The organism is Halomonas sp. PAMB 3264 (assembly GCF_031954245.1).
Classification (GTDB): domain Bacteria; phylum Pseudomonadota; class Gammaproteobacteria; order Pseudomonadales; family Halomonadaceae; genus Vreelandella.
Genome location: NZ_CP134866.1, coordinates 2472385 through 2489106, shown reverse-complemented (window position 1 = coordinate 2489106; position 16722 = coordinate 2472385). Strand labels below are relative to the sequence as shown.

15 protein-coding genes are annotated in these 16722 nt (G+C 62.9%); 6 read left to right on the top strand and 9 right to left on the bottom strand.

The genetic code is table 11. The features are described from left to right. Nucleotides 1-13 precede the first annotated feature (13 nt). On the bottom strand, nt 14-1048 hold the full coding sequence (locus RN347_RS11225; RefSeq protein WP_263586713.1) for a phospholipase A: 1035 nt from the start codon (nt 1046-1048) through the stop codon (nt 14-16). Nucleotides 1049-1207: 159 nt separating this feature from the next. Between RN347_RS11225 and mscK the strand changes: the two genes are divergently transcribed. After that, on the top strand, nt 1208-4543 hold the full coding sequence (gene mscK, locus RN347_RS11220; protein ID WP_409335764.1) for a mechanosensitive channel MscK: 3336 nt from the start codon (nt 1208-1210) through the stop codon (nt 4541-4543). Between the two features lie 46 nt (nt 4544-4589). Here the strand turns inward: mscK and RN347_RS11215 are convergent, their stop codons facing one another. From RN347_RS11215 to RN347_RS11205, 3 genes are read right to left on the bottom strand one after another with little or no spacing between them, the layout of a single operon-like run. Next, entirely contained in the window at nt 4590-5342 is a 753-nt protein-coding gene (locus RN347_RS11215; RefSeq protein WP_311958278.1) for a TlyA family RNA methyltransferase, read from the bottom strand. A gap of 44 nt (nt 5343-5386) precedes the next feature. Then, nucleotides 5387-7384 (bottom strand): hypothetical protein, encoded by a 1998-nt coding sequence (locus tag RN347_RS11210; protein ID WP_311958277.1) that lies wholly within the window; start codon nt 7382-7384, stop codon nt 5387-5389. A gap of 30 nt (nt 7385-7414) precedes the next feature. Continuing rightward, on the bottom strand, nt 7415-8638 hold the full coding sequence (locus tag RN347_RS11205) for a carboxylate--amine ligase (RefSeq protein ID WP_311958276.1): 1224 nt from the start codon (nt 8636-8638) through the stop codon (nt 7415-7417). Between the two features lie 200 nt (nt 8639-8838). Here RN347_RS11205 and RN347_RS11200 point away from each other — a divergent pair, with 200 nt between their 5' ends. The 3 genes from RN347_RS11200 to tmpT all read left to right on the top strand — a co-directional run bounded on the left by RN347_RS11200 (nt 8839) and on the right by tmpT (nt 10519). Continuing rightward, a complete protein-coding gene (locus tag RN347_RS11200) occupies nt 8839-9168 on the top strand; it encodes a DUF1820 family protein (RefSeq protein WP_252109111.1) in 330 nt (109 codons plus the stop codon). Between the two features lie 64 nt (nt 9169-9232). Further along, nucleotides 9233-9868, top strand: a complete 636-nt coding sequence (locus RN347_RS11195; RefSeq protein WP_263586717.1) for a TIGR04211 family SH3 domain-containing protein — start codon at nt 9233-9235, stop codon at nt 9866-9868. A 21-nt stretch (nt 9869-9889) separates the two neighbouring features. After that, nucleotides 9890-10519 carry a thiopurine S-methyltransferase gene (gene tmpT, locus RN347_RS11190; protein WP_263586718.1) on the top strand — a complete coding sequence of 210 codons (630 nt, stop codon included), beginning with the start codon at nt 9890-9892 and terminating at the stop codon, nt 10517-10519. A gap of 25 nt (nt 10520-10544) precedes the next feature. On the opposite strand, the gene RN347_RS11185 is transcribed toward tmpT, so the two are convergent. Next, the gene (locus RN347_RS11185) at nt 10545-11138 is read right to left on the bottom strand and encodes a YajG family lipoprotein (protein WP_311958275.1); all 594 of its coding nucleotides are present in this window, start codon (nt 11136-11138) and stop codon (nt 10545-10547) included. A gap of 93 nt (nt 11139-11231) precedes the next feature. On the opposite strand from RN347_RS11185, the gene RN347_RS11180 reads away from it, so the two are divergent. Further along, nucleotides 11232-11846, top strand: a complete 615-nt coding sequence (locus RN347_RS11180) for an alpha-ketoglutarate-dependent dioxygenase AlkB (protein WP_311958274.1) — start codon at nt 11232-11234, stop codon at nt 11844-11846. A 34-nt stretch (nt 11847-11880) separates the two neighbouring features. Here RN347_RS11180 and RN347_RS11175 read toward each other — a convergent pair whose 3' ends face one another. The 4 genes from RN347_RS11175 to cysP are packed head-to-tail and all read right to left on the bottom strand — an operon-like array spanning nt 11881 to nt 15685. Continuing rightward, nucleotides 11881-12966 (bottom strand): sulfate/molybdate ABC transporter ATP-binding protein, encoded by a 1086-nt coding sequence (locus tag RN347_RS11175; protein WP_263586721.1) that lies wholly within the window; start codon nt 12964-12966, stop codon nt 11881-11883. Then, complete coding sequence (gene cysW / locus RN347_RS11170) at nt 12963-13790, bottom strand: sulfate ABC transporter permease subunit CysW (protein ID WP_311958273.1); 828 nt, start codon at nt 13788-13790, stop codon at nt 12963-12965. The genes RN347_RS11175 and cysW overlap by 4 nt, the downstream gene beginning before the upstream one ends. Continuing rightward, complete coding sequence (cysT, locus tag RN347_RS11165; RefSeq protein WP_311958272.1) at nt 13790-14644, bottom strand: sulfate ABC transporter permease subunit CysT; 855 nt, start codon at nt 14642-14644, stop codon at nt 13790-13792. The genes cysW and cysT overlap by 1 nt, the downstream gene beginning before the upstream one ends. Nucleotides 14645-14653: 9 nt before the next feature. Then, nucleotides 14654-15685, bottom strand: coding sequence for a thiosulfate ABC transporter substrate-binding protein CysP (gene cysP, locus RN347_RS11160; RefSeq protein WP_311958271.1), 1032 nt, complete (start codon nt 15683-15685; stop codon nt 14654-14656). A gap of 287 nt (nt 15686-15972) precedes the next feature. Here cysP and rpe point away from each other — a divergent pair, with 287 nt between their 5' ends. Further along, nucleotides 15973-16668 carry a ribulose-phosphate 3-epimerase gene (rpe, locus tag RN347_RS11155; protein WP_311958270.1) on the top strand — a complete coding sequence of 232 codons (696 nt, stop codon included), beginning with the start codon at nt 15973-15975 and terminating at the stop codon, nt 16666-16668. The last annotated feature ends 54 nt before the right edge of the window (nt 16669-16722 follow it).

The following is a 16722-nucleotide window of genomic DNA, read 5'->3' as shown; positions in this document are numbered from 1 at the left end:
TAGACAACCTTGCCTAGCGGTCGAGCCCGGAGGCGCTAAACATGGGATTCAGGCTAAACCCGATGCTCAGCCGGTGGACCCGGTTGTCGTAGTCGATCATGCTCTCGCCGTACCCGTAATAGTACTGCAGGTGTGCGCGAAGATTGGTGAACGCCGGCCAGCTGTAGTCGATTTGCGTGCCGTAGTTGCCCGCCGAGGGATTACCGCGCAGTTGCCCGGCGATTTCGTGATTATGGTTCAAACGCTTGGCCAAACGGATGTCGCCGTAGCCCATGAAGCGCTCGATGTCCGGGTTGTCGTCGCTACTTTCCGACTCCGGTACGCGCCAGTGGGGGGCAAGCGTCAGCGCCCAGTCGCCGCGCTGGAAGGTGCTCTCCAGGTAGAATCGGTTCCAGCTACGCGAGAGCGGGTCCGAGCGGCCGTTGGACTGGTGGTTGAACGCGACCCGGTTGCGGGTGTTGACCCAGCCAAGCGCCGTCCAAGCGTTATCGAAGTCGATGAAGAGTTCCGGCTCGTAGTTGGTCTCCCGGAAAGGCGAGGAGGCCTCGGTGTTGTATGCCTGCCACCAGCTTCTCTGGGTATAGCCGAAATAGACATCCCCCACGTCACCAAACAGGTCCTGCACCAGGTTGAACTTGGCGCTGAACTGAAACTTCACTTCGACGTTGTCCGGACCGTTTTCGTCAGTGATTTCGCGAAAGCTTTCCGCATCCCGGTTGGTGTTGTAGCTCACCGGGAAAAGATAGTTGGTCCGGTGCGTGGTGATCGCGAAGGGGTTGCGCGTCGACTCCTGCTCGAGCATGCGCCGCTCACTCAAGTCTTCCAGCGCGGCCTCTTCCGGCTGCGGTTCGGGTTCGATGCCGGCGGCGCGCTCCTCGGGGGCTTCCACCTGTTGAAGCTGCTGGCGCAGTTGATAGAGCTCGACGTTGAGCGCGCGAATGCGCGCCTCGATCTCGTCAGGCGACTGCTGCGCCCAGGCACTCGACGCGAGCGGAGAGGCGCCTATGAGCACGAACAGTGCTGCAAACAACCGGGGTTTATTGACCATGAACGAGGCTCGCGAGGTGAAGGAGTGAGTTAACAGGGCTTTCTATACAGCCTTGGCGTTTAAGTCAACTAGCGATGATTGCGAAAGTACGCATTACCCAGGACAATGGCGCCCTTTCCCGCCATGGCGGGCGATCTGTCAGCGGGGCGACGCGTCGAGATGAAACGTGCGGTTGGGAGATGGGTGGGTGGTTTGGCGCTGATGGCGCTGTTACTCGTCGTCACGGGCGCCAGCGCTTGGGCGGTCGAGGTCGAGGGCGTTCCGTCGCAGGAAGAGCTCAGCGAACGTCTTGACCAGCTAGAGGCGACGGAAGGGGAGTTAAGCACTCAGCAGGCAAGCGATCTTCAGTCGCTGCAAGCCTCGCTGGACGCCTATGAGCGCCTCGAGGCGATGGAGGAGCGTCTCGCCACCCTCGAGCAGCGCACCGATGACGCGCCCTCGACGCTGGCGCGTCTGGAGCGCGAGCTCGACGAAGCCGAACAGGCGCGTCAGGCGCTTAGTGCCGAAGACCTGAGCGACATGGCGCTATCGCGGTTGGAAAGCCGCCAGGCCGACGCGGTGGCCGCCCTGCAGCAGCTCCAGGGGCAGCTTGCCGACGCCAACTCCCAGCTGTTGGCCGCTCAGACTCTGCCCGAACGCGCGCAGCAGGCCATTTCCGATGCGCTCCAGCGAAGCGAACGCCTGCGCCGCGAGCTGGACGAGCGCGAGGCACTGCTCGACGACCGCCAGCTCTCTGCGCAAAACGATGCCGAACTGATTCAGCTTCGTCTGGGCCGGGCGCTGGCCGAGCGCGAAATCAGCCTCAACCAGCGTGAGCTCAGCGCCAACAGCCGCCTGCGCGAGTTGGCCCAGCGGCGTCGTGATCTTCTGTCGATGCAGATCGATGAAAAGGAGCAGCAGCTCAACCTGCTTCAGGGCGTGATCGACCGCCAGCGCCGGCTCGCCTCGGAACAGGCGATCGCCGATGCCGCCCGCGAGGACCCGCTGGTGGCCGAAGGGCACCCGGTGGTACTGAGCGCCCAGCAGATCAACCAGGCGTTGAGTCTCGAGCTTTTAAGAGCCACCGACCGTGCCAACGGCATCGTGCGTGAAAACATCGAGGCGCAGCGTCAGCTCGATCACGTGCGCCAGCTCCAGCGAAGCCTCAACGAGCAGCTCGATGCCATTCGCGGCAGCCAGCTTCTGTCGCGCATTCTGGTCGAGCAGCGCCAGTCGCTGCCCAGCATCGCGCCCCGGCGCGATCTACAGGACGAAATCGCCGACCTGCGCTTGAAGCAGTTCGATCTGGTGCGCCAGCGCGACCAGCTCAGACAGGGGGAGCGGCTGGCCAACCAGCGTCTGGAGGAGGCCGGGGTCGAAGTCACCGCCGGGCTCGTCGACTCTCTTTCAAGGCTCTACCAGTCCCGGCGCGAGCTCGTCGAGCAGCTCGAACAGGCTTACAGTGAGCTTTTGAGCGCGGCCATCGAGCTGCAGCTCAACCAGCAGCAGTTGTTGGAAATCTCGCGCACGTTGCGCTCGACCATTGACGAGCAGCTGTTCTGGGTGGCGAGCAGCCGCCCGCTGGATCTCACCTGGCTACGCCAGCTGCCGCAAAACCTGCGCATCGAGTGGCGTGAAGGCGAGTGGCGAAACCTTCTACCCACCCGCTGGCAGGGGCTTTCATGGCAGGTGCTCAGCGGCGCGCCACTGATGCTGATCAGCCTACTGTTGATCTTTCTCAGAGCGCGTATCAAGGCGCGGCTGGCGCTTCTTCATTCGCAGATCGGCCGGCTCAAAAGCGACACCCAGGGCCATACGCCCAAGGCGGTGCTACTCAACGCGCTGCTCGCCCTTCCCGGCCCGCTGGTACTCGCCGGCGTCGGTCTGGGGCTCAAAACCACCGAGGGCACGGCGCTTCAAAGCCTGTCGATGGCGTTTTTGCAGCTGGCGCTGAGCTGGGGGGCGATCGCCTGGGGGCGTCGGCTTCTGGTGCCGGATGGTGTGGCCGAGCGCCACTTTACCTGGTCGGCGGGCTACAGCGCTCGGCTTCGCAAGCTTTTGGGCGGGCTTGGGCTGATGCTATCGCTGGTGCTGGTGATCGCGACGATCTCCGAGCCGATGCAGACGCCGCTGATCCAGCGGCCCATCGCGCTCCTGCTGTTGTTCGTGGCGTTAGCGGCGATGAGCTGGTGGCTGGCCCAGCTGATTCTCGCCCACGTGCCGTTTTTCGGCGTGCGCCTCTTCCGGCTGCTGCTGGGGCTTTCCATCGCCGCGGTGCCGCTGGTGCTGTTCAGCCTGGTGGCCTGGGGGTTCGAGTACACCGCGCTGCGCCTGGTGGGGCGCTTTGCCATGACGATCTACATTCTCGGGCTCTGGATCATCATCGAAGCCACCGTGGTGCGCAGTCTGGCCGTGGCGGCGCGTCGTCTTGCCTATCGCCGGGCGCTGGCGCGCCGCCGGGCCCAGGTGCAGGAGGGGGCCGAAGGCGGGCTCGAGGTGGTCGAAGAACCGCCGCTGGACATGCACCAGATCAACAGCCAGTCGCTGCGTTTGTCCAAGCTGATTCTGCTGATCGGCTTCATGACGCTTTTGTACCTGGTGTGGTCGGATCTTCTCTCGGTGCTGGGCTATCTGGATCAGGTGTCGCTGTGGGACGCCGAAGAGGGCGATATCGTCGGCAATACGCTGTCGATCGCCGATCTGTTCACCGCGCTGTTCGTGGTGGCGGTGACCTTCATCATGGCGAGCAATCTGCCCGGACTACTGGAGGTGATGGTGCTCTCCAGACTCTCGCTCAAGCAGGGCAGTTCCTATGCCATCACCTCGCTTCTCTCCTACACCATCGTCGGCACCGGGGTGGTCATGGCGCTGGCAACCCTGGGCGTTTCCTGGGACAAGCTGCAGTGGCTGGTGGCCGCGCTCAGCGTGGGGCTCGGCTTCGGGCTGCAGGAGATATTTGCCAACTTCATTTCGGGGCTGATCATCCTGTTCGAGCGCCCGATCCGTATCGGCGACACCATCACGCTTGGGAATTTGCACGGTACCGTTAGCCGGATCCGCATTCGCGCTACCACGGTCACGGATTTCGATCGCAAGGAGATCATCATTCCCAACAAGACCTTCGTGACCGACCAGCTCATCAACTGGTCGCTTTCCGACAACGTCACGCGGGTGGTATTGACCTATGGCGTCTCCCACGGCTCGGATCTGGCGCGGGTTCATACGCTTTTGCGCCAGGCCGCCGATGAAAACGCGCGCATTCTGACCGACCCGGAGCCTCAGGTCTTCTGCGTAAGCTACGGGCCGCACAGCCTGAATTTCGAGCTGCGCATCTTCGTCAACGACCTGCTCGACCGGCTCTTTGCTGCCGACGAAGTGAACTGCCGGGTCGACGCGCTGTTTCGCGAGGCGGGCATTCGGGTGGCTTTCGAGCAGATGGACGTCTGGCTGCACCGCGACGAAAGCGAGCCGGTCAAGGTGCAGTCGGCCAACGTGCCGCCGCCCTCGACGGGCTAGCGGGCGGCCTTTTCGTTGGGGCCCTGAATGTTCTTGTCCTGCTTGCTCAGGCCTTGCTCGCCAACAGCAAAAACTCCCGATTGCCGTCGCCGCCGGTGATTGGGCTCTCCTGCCAGTGGCTTATCTCAAAACCGCTTGCCTCGCAGCATCGGCGAATGCGCCGCTCGACCTCCATAAAGCGCCTTGCGTCCTGCACCACGCCGCGCTTATCGAGCGCCCCGGGGTCGAGCTCGAACTGCGGCTTCACCAGCGATAAAAGCCGGCCACCTGGGGGCAGCAGCGTTGCGATCTCGGGGATGATCAGCGTTTGCGAGATGAACGAGACGTCCATGACCGCGACGCCGATCGGCCGCTCTGACAGCGCCTCAAGAAGCGCTTGCGAGCTGCTCATCGAGCGGGCGTTCAAGCCTTCCAGACAGCGCACCCGCGCATCCGCGCGAAGCGCCGGGTCGAGCTGGCCGTGGCCGACCTCCACGCCGATGACGTGGCGCGCACCAAAGCGCAGGGCGCAGTCGGTGAAACCACCGGTAGACTGACCCACATCGAGCACCCCAATGTCATCGAGGCGAAGCGCGAGCGTCTGGAGCACGCCTTCGAGCTTGAGCCCGGCCCGAGAGACGTAGCGCTCTTCCGGGTCGTCGTCGATGACAAAGCGCGTCTCGGGTGGCCAGGGTTGGGAGGCGCGGGTCAGCGGAGTGCCGTCTTCAAGGCGGACCCGGCCGTTTTTGATCAGGCGCTGGGCGCGGGTGCGGGAGCTGGCGAGGCCCAAAGTCGCCAGCAGCTGGTCGAGTCGCATCATATCGGGGGAGTAAATGGTTCGTTAGCGGTTGGATGAGTGGCTTTTTAGCATTCGAGTTCTGGCAGGCGCGGCTCGCCCCAGCTTCGGTGCAGGTAGCCCGTGACCCGCTCGAGTACGTCCTGAGAGACCGTGGCCGGCTCGCCGCGCTCCAGCGGGTCGTGGTGATAGATGTAAAGGCGCGAGACGAACTGCTCGAACGGCAGCGAGGCCTCGCCGAAGCGCTCGCCAAACCCGGCGGTGCTCACGCGCACGCCGTCGCCCCAATCCTGGCCGCTGTCGTTGTTGGGGTTGAAGAAGTAGACACGCATGGTGTCGGTCGGGTCGAGCGAGGCGCGAAGAATGGTGATGGCGTGCCAGCCCACGAAGCGCCCGGCGCTGTCGGTCACGGCGATGCCCGCGGGCTGGGGGTGAATCAGCGGCTGGTTGCCGTTGTAGAACGGATGGTAGCTGGCGTAGAAGTGGCGAATGAAGCGTTCGACCTCGACAAGCCGACCGCTTTGTACATCGACGTTGATACGAAACCCGCGCCCGGACCACCAGCCGTGAAACTCCGGGTTGACCCAGCGGTGCGGGTCGCCTTCACGCCCGATACAGCGCCGTCCCATCTCGGCGTAGATGCGATCCAGGTGCGGCACCACGATCAGCGAGACCGGGTCCAGGTCCATGGGAAGGGAGGTGGCCACACCCGCGCCGCTCTCTCTGGACGAGATCGGCTGACCTTCGAAGTGCATGATGATTTCATCGTCTCGCGTCGCCCAGGCCACCATTTGCAGCAGGTAGTCCGGGTCGTTGTAGGCCCACATCGAAAGCGCCCGCGCCGACTGGCAGGTCGGGTTGTTGCCCTGGCCCACGCCCAGCGGTAGCCCTAAAAGGCACAGCACGCCCTCCATGAGCCGCGCGTGGGGGCTCACCTCGTCGCCGTAGGTCGCGCTCAACCGCGCTTTGGCTGGCGGTGATAGCGCCAGATTGAGCTGACGCCACATTGCCGGGGCCACCGGCGGCTGATAGAGAATCCCACGCTCGAGCATCAGCGCCAGGCCGTACACCGCCTGAGCGGTGGCCGGGTGGACGCTTTCGCGAATCAGCGCGTGCACCAGCTCGCGGTAGCACAGCAGACAGTCCCGCCCGGTGGAGGAGAGCCCGAGCGCTTCGCTGATCAGGTAATCGCTTTCATCGAGACAAAAGCGCATCAGCACGGCGTGGTAGGGCGACACCAGCCCGGTGTCGTGCATGGCGCGGGCAAAGCCGGTGGCTTCGGCCTGCAGCGCGGCGCTGTCCATGCCGGCCAGCCGCGTCTGAAACACCTCGACGCCCGGATCCTCACGGCATGCCTGGGTGGGGCCAAACAGGGAGCTGACCAGCCGGTCAGCGCCCTGGCCGCTTGCGCCGAGATCGATCGATGGGTCGGCCTGGCACAGCGCGATGTGGGTAATCATCTGCTTGATGCCGTCGACCTGCACCGGGCGCTGCTGAAGAATGCGCCAGATTTCGTCGATCAGCCGGTCGATGATGTGCTCGTAGCCGATTCGCCCGGCCAGATGCTGAAAAAGCGCCCGCGGAATCGCCGCCAGTCTGCCCTGGGTTTCGCGCTCGGCCTCGGTTGGCGCGCCGAACAGTAGCGTCAGGTTGAGCGCCATGACCTGGGTGAGGTGTTGGTGCGCCTGCGCTTGGGTGATCAGCGGATGATCGAGCTCGCCTTTGGCCACGGCCAGAAGGCGCAGCTCGCTGAGCGCCTCGATCACCAGGGCGTGGGCGTGGGCGCTTTTGAGCGAAAAGGCAGCAAGGGCGGGCTGGAGATACTGCGGGGTTTCCCAGTCGGAGCCCTGGAACACGGCGGCGGATTCAAACGTCGCGGCGCGCGCCTCGCAGGCCTGGCAGCCGCCTGGTTGCAGCAGCACGCGGCGGGCGGTATCCAGAACGCGGGGGAGCTTGTCGGGCCGGGCGAAGGCGGGAGCGTCCTCGAGCCTTTTAAGCGCATCGTCCAGCTTTTCCAAAAGTCCCCTCAGCAGAGGGGACGAAGTTTGATCATCGGCGGTCGTCACAGCGACTCCTTTTCCCTGCAGTCGCGGGGATTATACATAGAAGTCGAGGTCTTCCTGATGTTTTAGCAGATCGCGAAGCGTGTGGGCGTCGTCGCCGCGAAAATAGATAAGCCCCCAGTGGGTGCCGAAGGCGGTGCGCTTGGTGACCGTTTCTTCGACCGGCGAGGTAAGCTCGTGTGACTCGAAGTAGGGGTGATCCTCGGTCTCCTCCGGAATCTCCAGGCGGCTGACCACGCGTCGGCGAGGGTAGACGCCGAAGCAGCCGGCGAAGCCGTCGGCATCGACCACTTCCCTGGGGAAGAAGGCGGCGACCTCTTCCGGCGTGGTTTTGGGGTCGAATACCAGCATCGAGGCCTGGTAGGCGTTGAAGCCGTAAACGCGCTCGAGCAGTTCGAACACCTTGAAGCCCGGCGGGCGGTAGGCGACTTCCCCAAAGTACATCTCGCCGTCGCTGGTGACGAAGTACTCCGGGTGAATCAGGCCGAACTCGATGTCGAAGGTCTTGATGAGCTTCTCGATCTGTTGGGTGATCTGTTCGCGATACTTTTCGAGCTCCGGCGAGGCGGGCACGAACACCGAATAACCCAGGGTCACGTACTCGGAAATGTTCAAAAAGGCGATCTTGCCGTTATGAATCCACGCCTCGACGGCGAACTCCCAGCCGTCCAGGTGCGACTCCATCAATACCGGGAATTCCTCTTCCGGAATCGAATCGATTTCATCCGGGGTGCGAATCACGCGGTGGCCAAGACATCCGGCCTTATCGAAGGCCTTGAGGTGAATAGGGTCGTTGGGGTCGCCGTCGAGCTTCAAAAGCGTTTGGTTGACGCGCTTCAAAAAGCGGATGACGTCTTCCTTGTCGTGGGCTTCTTCGAAAATGCCTACGCGAATGCCTCCCAGCTGTGCCCGGCGCTTCATCAGGGCCTTGTCGCGTAGCAATAGCGACTGACCATAAAGGCGCGGGTTGTCGAGCAGCAGCGAGTTGATCGCGCCGGCCCACTCCACGGTCTCTTCGAACAACGGGATGGCGACGTCAACGCCTTTCTCTTTCAGGGTTTCGGCGATTTCGAGCGAGCGGTCGTTGAGACGCTCGAAGTTCCAGGCCACGTGGGGAATGTTGTGCTGTTGGCAATACTCTTCGGCCCAGTCCGGGGCGACCACGATGTAGCGGCGGTCGAACTTTTCCGCCGCTTCGATGGCGTTCAGGCTCCAACCCAGTAGGGCGATATACCCCTTGCTCGAATCCTTTTCCATGCTGGTAACTCCTGTGGGGAAAAAACCGTCTGCATTGACGCCACCATACACACTCGGTCACCCAAACAATACCCGAGCCGCCGCCCTGAAAAAGGGGAGTAACGCGTAAAACGTGCACGCGGCAGTAAAGGGCAAGCCCAGAGTTATGATAGTCTAGGATCGAGTTTTTGACCTTTAAACGCCAAGAGGACGACGCCAGAATGGCGCCCAAGCCAATCTATCGGGTAGTGGTTCACCAGCAGGGTGAAGTGTGGGATTTATACGTCAGAGAGATCTTTCAAAGCGAACTCTGGGGCTTTATTGAAGTCGAGGAGTTTGTCTTTGACGATGTTTCGCGGGTGGTGGTCGACCCGGGCGCTGAAAAACTGCAGCGCACCTTCGAGGGCGTCAAGCGAAGCTACCTGCCGCTCAACGCCATCGTGCGGATCGACGAAGTCGAGCGTGAAGGCCCGCTGAAAGTCGTCAAAAGCGATAGCCGCGTCGCGGAATTTACTCGTCCCTTCCCGCTGCCACCTCGCGGTGAAAGGTAAGCGTACGGGCGCGCCTTTAGGCAACGATGCTCGACGTACGTGTTTTTTGATCAGGATGTTAGTCATGCAAGTAAAAAAGTCTCGTTTCATGGGTTGTCTGGCGAGTGCCGGTTTATTGATGGGTGGGGCAAGCTCTACGGCGCTCGCCCAAAACGATAGTCAGGCCTGGGTCAGCGAAGAGCTCAGCACCTTCGTGCGTAGCGGCCCCACCGACGGCTACCGTATCGTGGGAACGCTCAACGCCGGCGAAGAGGTCGAGGTGCTCGAAGAGAGCGGCGACTACACCCGCGTACGCGGCAGCGGCGGTGACGCCGTATGGGTGCTCAGCGACGAACTGCAGCAAACCCCGAGCGCCCGCGAGCAGCTTCCCGAACTCGAAGATCAGGTCGGTGAACTTACCCAGGAACTCGACGGTATCAACGATACGTGGGAGGAGCGCGTCTCCTCGATGCGCGAGACGCTCGAGGTACGCGAGCAGCGTATTACCGAGCTCGAAGCGCGCAACCGCGAGCTCGAAAGCGTAACCGATCAGTCTCGCCAACAGGTGCGCGCGCTCGAGGCTCGCCTGGACACCCAGGAAGAGGATCTTCTGATGCGCTATTTCATGTACGGAGGCGGCGTGGCCGGGGCCGGGCTTCTGGTGGGGCTGATCGTGCCGCACCTGCCGCGCCGGCGTAAAAAACGCGACCGCTGGTTCTAAGCGCCCAGCCAAGAGGTATCGATGGAGAACGCGTGGCGCAAGCGCTGGCAAGAAGGGCGTATCGGCTTTCACCAATCGGTGACTCACCCGGCGCTGGTTCGACACTGGCCGGATTTGAACGTCGCCCAAAACGCCAGGGTGCTGGTACCGCTGTGCGGTAAAAGCCTGGACATGCGCTGGCTTGCCGAGCGCGGCCATGCGGTACTCGGCATCGAGCTCGCCCCGGAAGCGGTGGCGCAGTTTTTAGCGCAGCGCCCGCTTGGAGTGTCGCGCTACCGCCAGACCGGGTTCGATATTGCCCGCCAGGCCAATGTCGAGCTTTGGTGCGGCGACTTTTTCCATCTTACCCGCCGCCAGGCCTCGCAGCTCGACGCGTTTTTCGACCGCGCCGCGCTGATTGCGCTGCCCCCGGCCACCCGGGCGCGCTACGCGTTTCATCTGGCGCAGCTTTTGCCGCCCGGGGCGGCAGGGCTTTTGATCAGCGTGACCCACGAAAATGGCGAGGAAGGCCCGCCCTACAGCGTAGCGGAAGAGGAGATTCGACGGCTTTTGTCGCCGAACTTTGCGCTGACGCTGCTGGAACAACGTGAGGCGGACGCGCGCGGCGTCAGCGAGCAGGTGTGGGCGCTCAAGCGGCGCGGGCCAGCGTGACCCGCGCCTTCATATGGCAGCGCGGTTAGCGGGCCAGAAGCTGTGCAAGCTCCGGGTCGCTGAACGCGCGATTCATGCCGTCGCTGAGCAAATCGTTGATCATGCGCGTGTTGGTCGCTTCACCGGGCTTGATGGCGTAGCCCTGGGTGCGCCGTGAGGTATAGGTGCCGGTGTAGGTGGTGCCGCGGTTTTGCGCGATGGCGCGAAAAACTGCCTCGATGCGCGCCTCGTCGACCAGGGGTTGGCCGCTGTCGCCCTGGCCGTAGTGCAGGCTTGCTAGCTCCAGGGTCAGGCTCGGGGCGTTTTGCACCGGGCTGCTGGTCGGGTTGAAGCCCATTTCGCGCACCGCACGCTCGGCTTCCGCCTGAAGCCTTGGCACCAGCTCGTGGCTGTTGACCGTGATCTGGGCGGTGGACATGCTGCCGCCGGCGCGGGTGCCGATCACTTCGCTTTCACGGGCATCGACCGCCGCAACGCTAACCTGCTGCCCCGAGCCCGCCTTGGGAACCTCGGCGGTACGCTCCGGACTTAGCTGAAGGTACTGGGGGCTGGCGCAGGCGGTAAGCCAAGCGCCTGCGACAAGCGCCGTGGTGAGCGTTAAAAAATGACGCCGAAGCATGGTGTTTCTCCGCAATGGTTAAAAAGGCCAGTATAGCCTGCGCTCGCGCGTCGGGTACATGCAAACCCAAAGGCACGTTTCTGGAGAGTTTTCATGGAGCAAGAGGCGCTTTTCGACACGCCGCCGCCGGCCAATTTGCTGCCCCACGACGGCGAGGCGTTTTACCTCGGCCCGGTGCTCACCGAGCGCGAGGCAAGCGCCTACTTCACGCGCTGTGTTTTAGAGCTCGACTGGGCCCACGAGCGTGTGGTGATGTTCGGCCGTGACATCACCACCCGGCGTAAGGTCGCCTGGTACGCCGATGCGCCGGCCACCTACACCTACTCGGGTCAGACCAAACGGGCGCGGGTTTGGCCGGCGCTTTTGCAGGCGCTGAAAGAGCGGGTAGAGCGGGCAAGTGGGGCGCGCTTTGATTCGTGCCTGTGCAATCTCTACCACAGCGGCGAGGAGGGCATGGGCTGGCACAGCGACGACGAGCGCGAGCTTGCCGAGCAAGGCATCATCGCTTCGCTGACGCTCGGCGGCGAGCGGCGTTTCTCGTTCAAGCACAAGGCGAGCGGCGAGCGCGTCTCGCTTTTGCTGGAACATGGCAGCCTTCTGATCATGCAGGGGGCGACCCAGACCCACTGGTGGCACAGCTTGCCCAAAACCAAAAAGTGTATGGATGCGCGGGTGAACCTGACCTTTCGCCAGCTGCGCGCCGGATGAACGCGAACGCGCCGCTGGTCTGCGGCGCCTTCGTTTAGTGGGGCTGGCGCGTCTTCGCCGCGTCGTCCTTGAAGCGGTGCCAGCGCCTTGGGTGGGCGTAAAGGCGCTGGCCGCGATGGATCTTCAGGCGCTCGAAATCTGAGTGGCGTACCGTGGCAAGCCAGGGCGCGCCGAGCCAGTCGGCTTCGAGCTCCACGCGCACCTCGGCGCCGACCAGCGAAAACGCGGTGATCGTCATCGGCAGGTGAACGCCGGGCTCGAACGTTTCCGCCAGGCGCACCTCGTGGGGGCGCAGCAAAAGCTCCTCGTCACCATCCGGTAGGTCGACCTTGAGCTTCGCATCGCCGCAGGTGAGCACGCCGTTTTTGACGTGGCCTTCCAGATGGTTGACGTCGCCCAGAAACTCGAACACGAAGCGGTTTTTCGGTGCCCGGTAGAGCGCCTCGGGCGTATCGATCTGCTCGATGCGGCCGTTACTCATGACCACCACGCGGTCGGAGAGCTCCAGCGCCTCCTCCTGGTCGTGGGTGACGAACACGCTGGTGAAGCCCAGCTCTTCGTGCAAGCGGCGCAGCCACCGGCGAAGGTCCTGGCGCACCTTGGCGTCCAGCGCGCCGAAAGGCTCGTCGAGCAGCAGTACGTCCGGCTGGACCGCAAGTGCCCGTGCCAGCGACACCCGCTGTTGCTGACCGCCGGAGAGCTGGGCCGGCAGGCGGTTGGCGAAGTGCTCGAGCTTGACCATTTCCAGAAGCCGAAAGACCCGCGCGCGAATCTCGCCTTTGGACGGACGATCCTTGCGCGGCATCACGGTCAGACCGAAGGCGACGTTATCGAACACGCTCATGTGGCGAAAAAGCGCGTAGTGTTGAAAGACGAAGCCGATGCGTCGGTCGCGTACGTGCACGTGGGTCACGTCGCGCTCGCCGAACAGAATTTTACCCGGGGTGGGCGAGCGGTCGGCGTTTTCGAGCCCCGCGATGATGCGCAAAAGCGTGGTCTTGCCGGAGCCTGACGGCCCCAGAAGGCCCACCAGCTCGCCGTCATGAATGTTGAGATCGATCGGCTCGAGCGCCTGAGTGGCGCCGAAGTGCTTGGCGATATGGTGTAGCTCGATGCTCATAAAATGGCCTCCCGGCGGGTGGCGCGCCGCTGAAGGGCCGCCTTGGTCGCCAGCGTCAAAAGCGCAATCAGCGCCAGCAGCGCCGCGCTCGAAAACGCCCCGACCGCATTGTAATCCTGGTAAAGCTGCTCGAGGTGCAGCGGCAGAGTGTTGGTCTGGCCGCGAATCGCCCCGGACACTACCGACACGGCGCCGAACTCACCCACTGCTCGGGCGTTGGTCAAAATGACGCCGTACAAAAGCGCCCACTTGATGTTGGGCAGCGTGACGCGGCGAAAGACGGTCCAGCCGGAGGCGCCCAGGGTCACCGCCGCTTCCTCTTCGCGGGTGCCCTGGGCCTGCATCAGCGGAATCAGCTCGCGGGCGACGAACGGGCAGGTGACGAAGATGGTGACCATCAAAATTCCCGGCCAGGCGAACATCAGCTGGATATCGTAGCCGTCCAGAAAGCTTCCGATCCAGCCGTTACGCCCGTAGAGCAGCAGATAAACGAGCCCTGCCACCACCGGCGATACCGCGAAGGGAATGTCGATCAGCGTTTGCAGAATTCGCCGACCGGGAAAGCGAAACCGGGTGACCAGCCAGGCCAGCGCCACGCCAAATACCAGGCACACCGGAATGGTCATCAGTGCGATCAAAAGCGTCAGGCCAATGGCGTGCAGGGTATAGACGTTGCTGACGTTTTCCCAGAACACCATCACGCCGCTGGACAGCGCCTGGGCGAAAATGGCGACCAGCGGCAGCAGCAGAAACAGCGCCGATAAGAAAACGGCGGCGGCTATCAGGATATTTCGAACCAGCGGTGCATCACCCACGCGGCGCATCAGGTAGATCCTCCGTGCAGACGACGAACGAAGCGCCCCTGCCACACGTTGATCGCGAGCAGCAGCGCCAGTGAGGTGAACAGCACGACTGAGGCGATCGCCGAGGCGCCGGCGTAGTCGTACTCCTGTAGGCGCACGAAAATCATCAGTGCGGTGATTTCGGTTTCATAGGGCATGTTGCCGGCGATGAAGATGATCGCCCCGAACTCACCGAGCGAGCGCACGAAGGCGAGCCCGGTGCCGGTGACCAGCGCTGGCCACAGGTGCGGCATGATCACGCGGCGAAACGCGACGCCGTCGGTGGCGCCGAGCGACATTGCCGCCTCGTCGATCTCCCCCGGTAGATCCTCCAGCACCGGCTGCACCGTGCGCACCACGAAGGGAATACTGGTGAACGCCATGGCAAGCGCAATGCCCACCCAGGTGTAGGCCACCTGAAACCCCAGCGGCTCGAGCAGTCGACCCATCCAGCCGTTACTGGCGTAGAGCGTGGCAAGCGTAATGCCGGCCACGGCGGTGGGGAGCGCAAAGGGCAGGTCCATCAGCGCGTCCAGAAGCCGCTTGCCGGGAAACTCGTAGCGTACCAGCACCCAAGCCAACAGCAGCCCGAACGCCGCATTGACCAATGCAGCCACCGCCGCCGCGCCCAGCGTCACCATATAGCTTGCCACCACCCGGCCTTCCGTAACGATCGACCAGTACTCGGCGAGGCTCAACCCCGCCAGCTGGCCGAACAGCCCGGTGATGGGTAAGAGCAGCACCAGCGAAATGAACAGCACGCTGATACCCATGGACAAACCAAAACCCGGCAGCACGCGCGCGCTGCCGGATTGGTGAAAGCTCAACGATTTCATGCCGAGCCGTTAGCGACGCTGAAGCTGGTCGAGCATGCCGCCGCTCTCAAAATGCGTTTCCATGATCTCGTCCCAGCTGCCGAAGACGTCGTCGACGTTGAAAAGCTCGGTTTCCGGAAACTCGTCGGCGAACTCTTCTACCACGGCGTCGTTATGAACGCGGTAGTTGAAGCCGGCCAGCGTGCGCTGAGCCTCTTCGGTGTAGAGGTAGTCGAGATAGCCCTGAGCGAGGTCCTCGTTGCCGTTACGCTCGGCGTTTTCCGAGACCACCGCGACCGGGAACTCCGCCAGCACGCTCATTGGCGGCACGATGACTTCGTAATCGTCGCTGCCGTACTCGCGGCGAATGTTGTTCACCTCGGACTCGAAGCTGATCAGCACGTCGCCAATGCCGCGTTCGATGAAGCTGGTGGTGGCGCCGCGACCGCCGGTGTCGAATACCGCCACATTGGCGAGAAGGGTACGCATGAACTCATGAATCTGCTCTTCGTCACCCTCGAATTCACGATCGGCGAAGCCCCAGGCGGCGAGGTAAGTGTAGCGTGCGTTGCCGGAGGTTTTCGGGTTGGGGAATACCAGCTCGACGTCTTCCTGAACCAGATCGTCCCAGCTCTCGATACCCTTGGGGTTGTCCTTGCGCACCAAAAAGGCCGTGGTAGAGTAGTAGGGCGAGGCGTTGTTGTCGAACGCGTCCTGCCAGTCCTCGTCGACCAGCCCGGCGTCCGCCAGTACGTCGACATCGGTCACCTGATTGAAGGTGACGACATCGGCGCGAAGGCCCTGCATGATGGCACGCGCTTGGGCAGAGGAGCCGCCGTGGGACTGGCTCACGCTGACCTCTTCGTCGTGCTCCTGCTCCCACCACTCGATGAAGTCCGGATTGATCGCGGCGAACAGCTCGCGAGCGATATCGTAGGACGAGTTCAGAAGCTCGCGCTCCTGGGCCATGGCCGTGCCGGTCGCACCCGCAGCGGTGGCGCCGAGCGCAAGGGCCAGCGCGGTGCGGGTGAAGGGAGCAGAGAGGGCAAGCGGTAAGCGCATCGAATCTTTCCTTTTGTTGGCAGGCAAGTAGGAATGAGCGAGGTGCCGAGCGATCATGCAAGCACGGCGTTTATGGAGATCGGTAGGGTCGGTCTGGCCATAGACGTTTTCGCGATAAGACAAGGTTAGTCCTGTGTTTCAGGAATTACAATCTGTCTTTATATTCGATTGGGGAATAATGACCGTTTCCTCGCCGCTAAGCGGACAGGCGCTGAAACGTCGGACTCTGGTATCATGCGCGCTTTGTCAGCGCCTTTGAGGCGCGCCCGCTTTACCCTGGAGCGTTTATGACCGCCGCGAAAGATTTTCTCATCGCCCCTTCGATTCTCTCTGCCAACTTCGCCCGCCTGGGGGAAGAGGTCGACAACGTGCTCGCCTCTGGCGCCGACATCGTCCACTTCGACGTCATGGACAACCACTACGTGCCGAATCTGACCATTGGGCCGATGGTGTGCAAGGCGCTTAGAGACCACGGCGTGACCGCACCCATCGACGTGCATCTGATGGTCAAGCCGGTGGATCGCATGATCGGTGATTTCATCGAGGCCGGTGCCAGCTACATCACGTTTCACCCGGAAGCCTCCGAGCATATCGACCGCTCGCTCCAGCTGATTCGCGACGCCGGCTGCAAGGCGGGGCTGGTGTTCAACCCGGCCACGCCGCTTTCCTATCTCGACTACGTGATGGACAAGATCGACATGGTGCTGCTGATGAGCGTCAACCCGGGCTTTGGCGGGCAGTCGTTCATTCCGGCGACGCTAGACAAGCTCAGGCAAGCGCGCGGGCGTATCGACGCCGCCCCGCACCCGATTCGCCTGGAGGTCGACGGCGGCGTCAAGGTGGATAACATTCAGGCCATCAGGGAGGCCGGCGCGGATACGTTCGTCGCCGGCTCCGCGATCTTCAATGCACACAGCAAAAGCGATCCGAACGGCTACGACAGCGTGATCGGCTCACTGCGCCAGGCTTTGGCAGGCCACTAATCCGATAGGCCGCTAAATTCAGCAGGCCACTCGTTTTGGAAGATCATCAGGTCG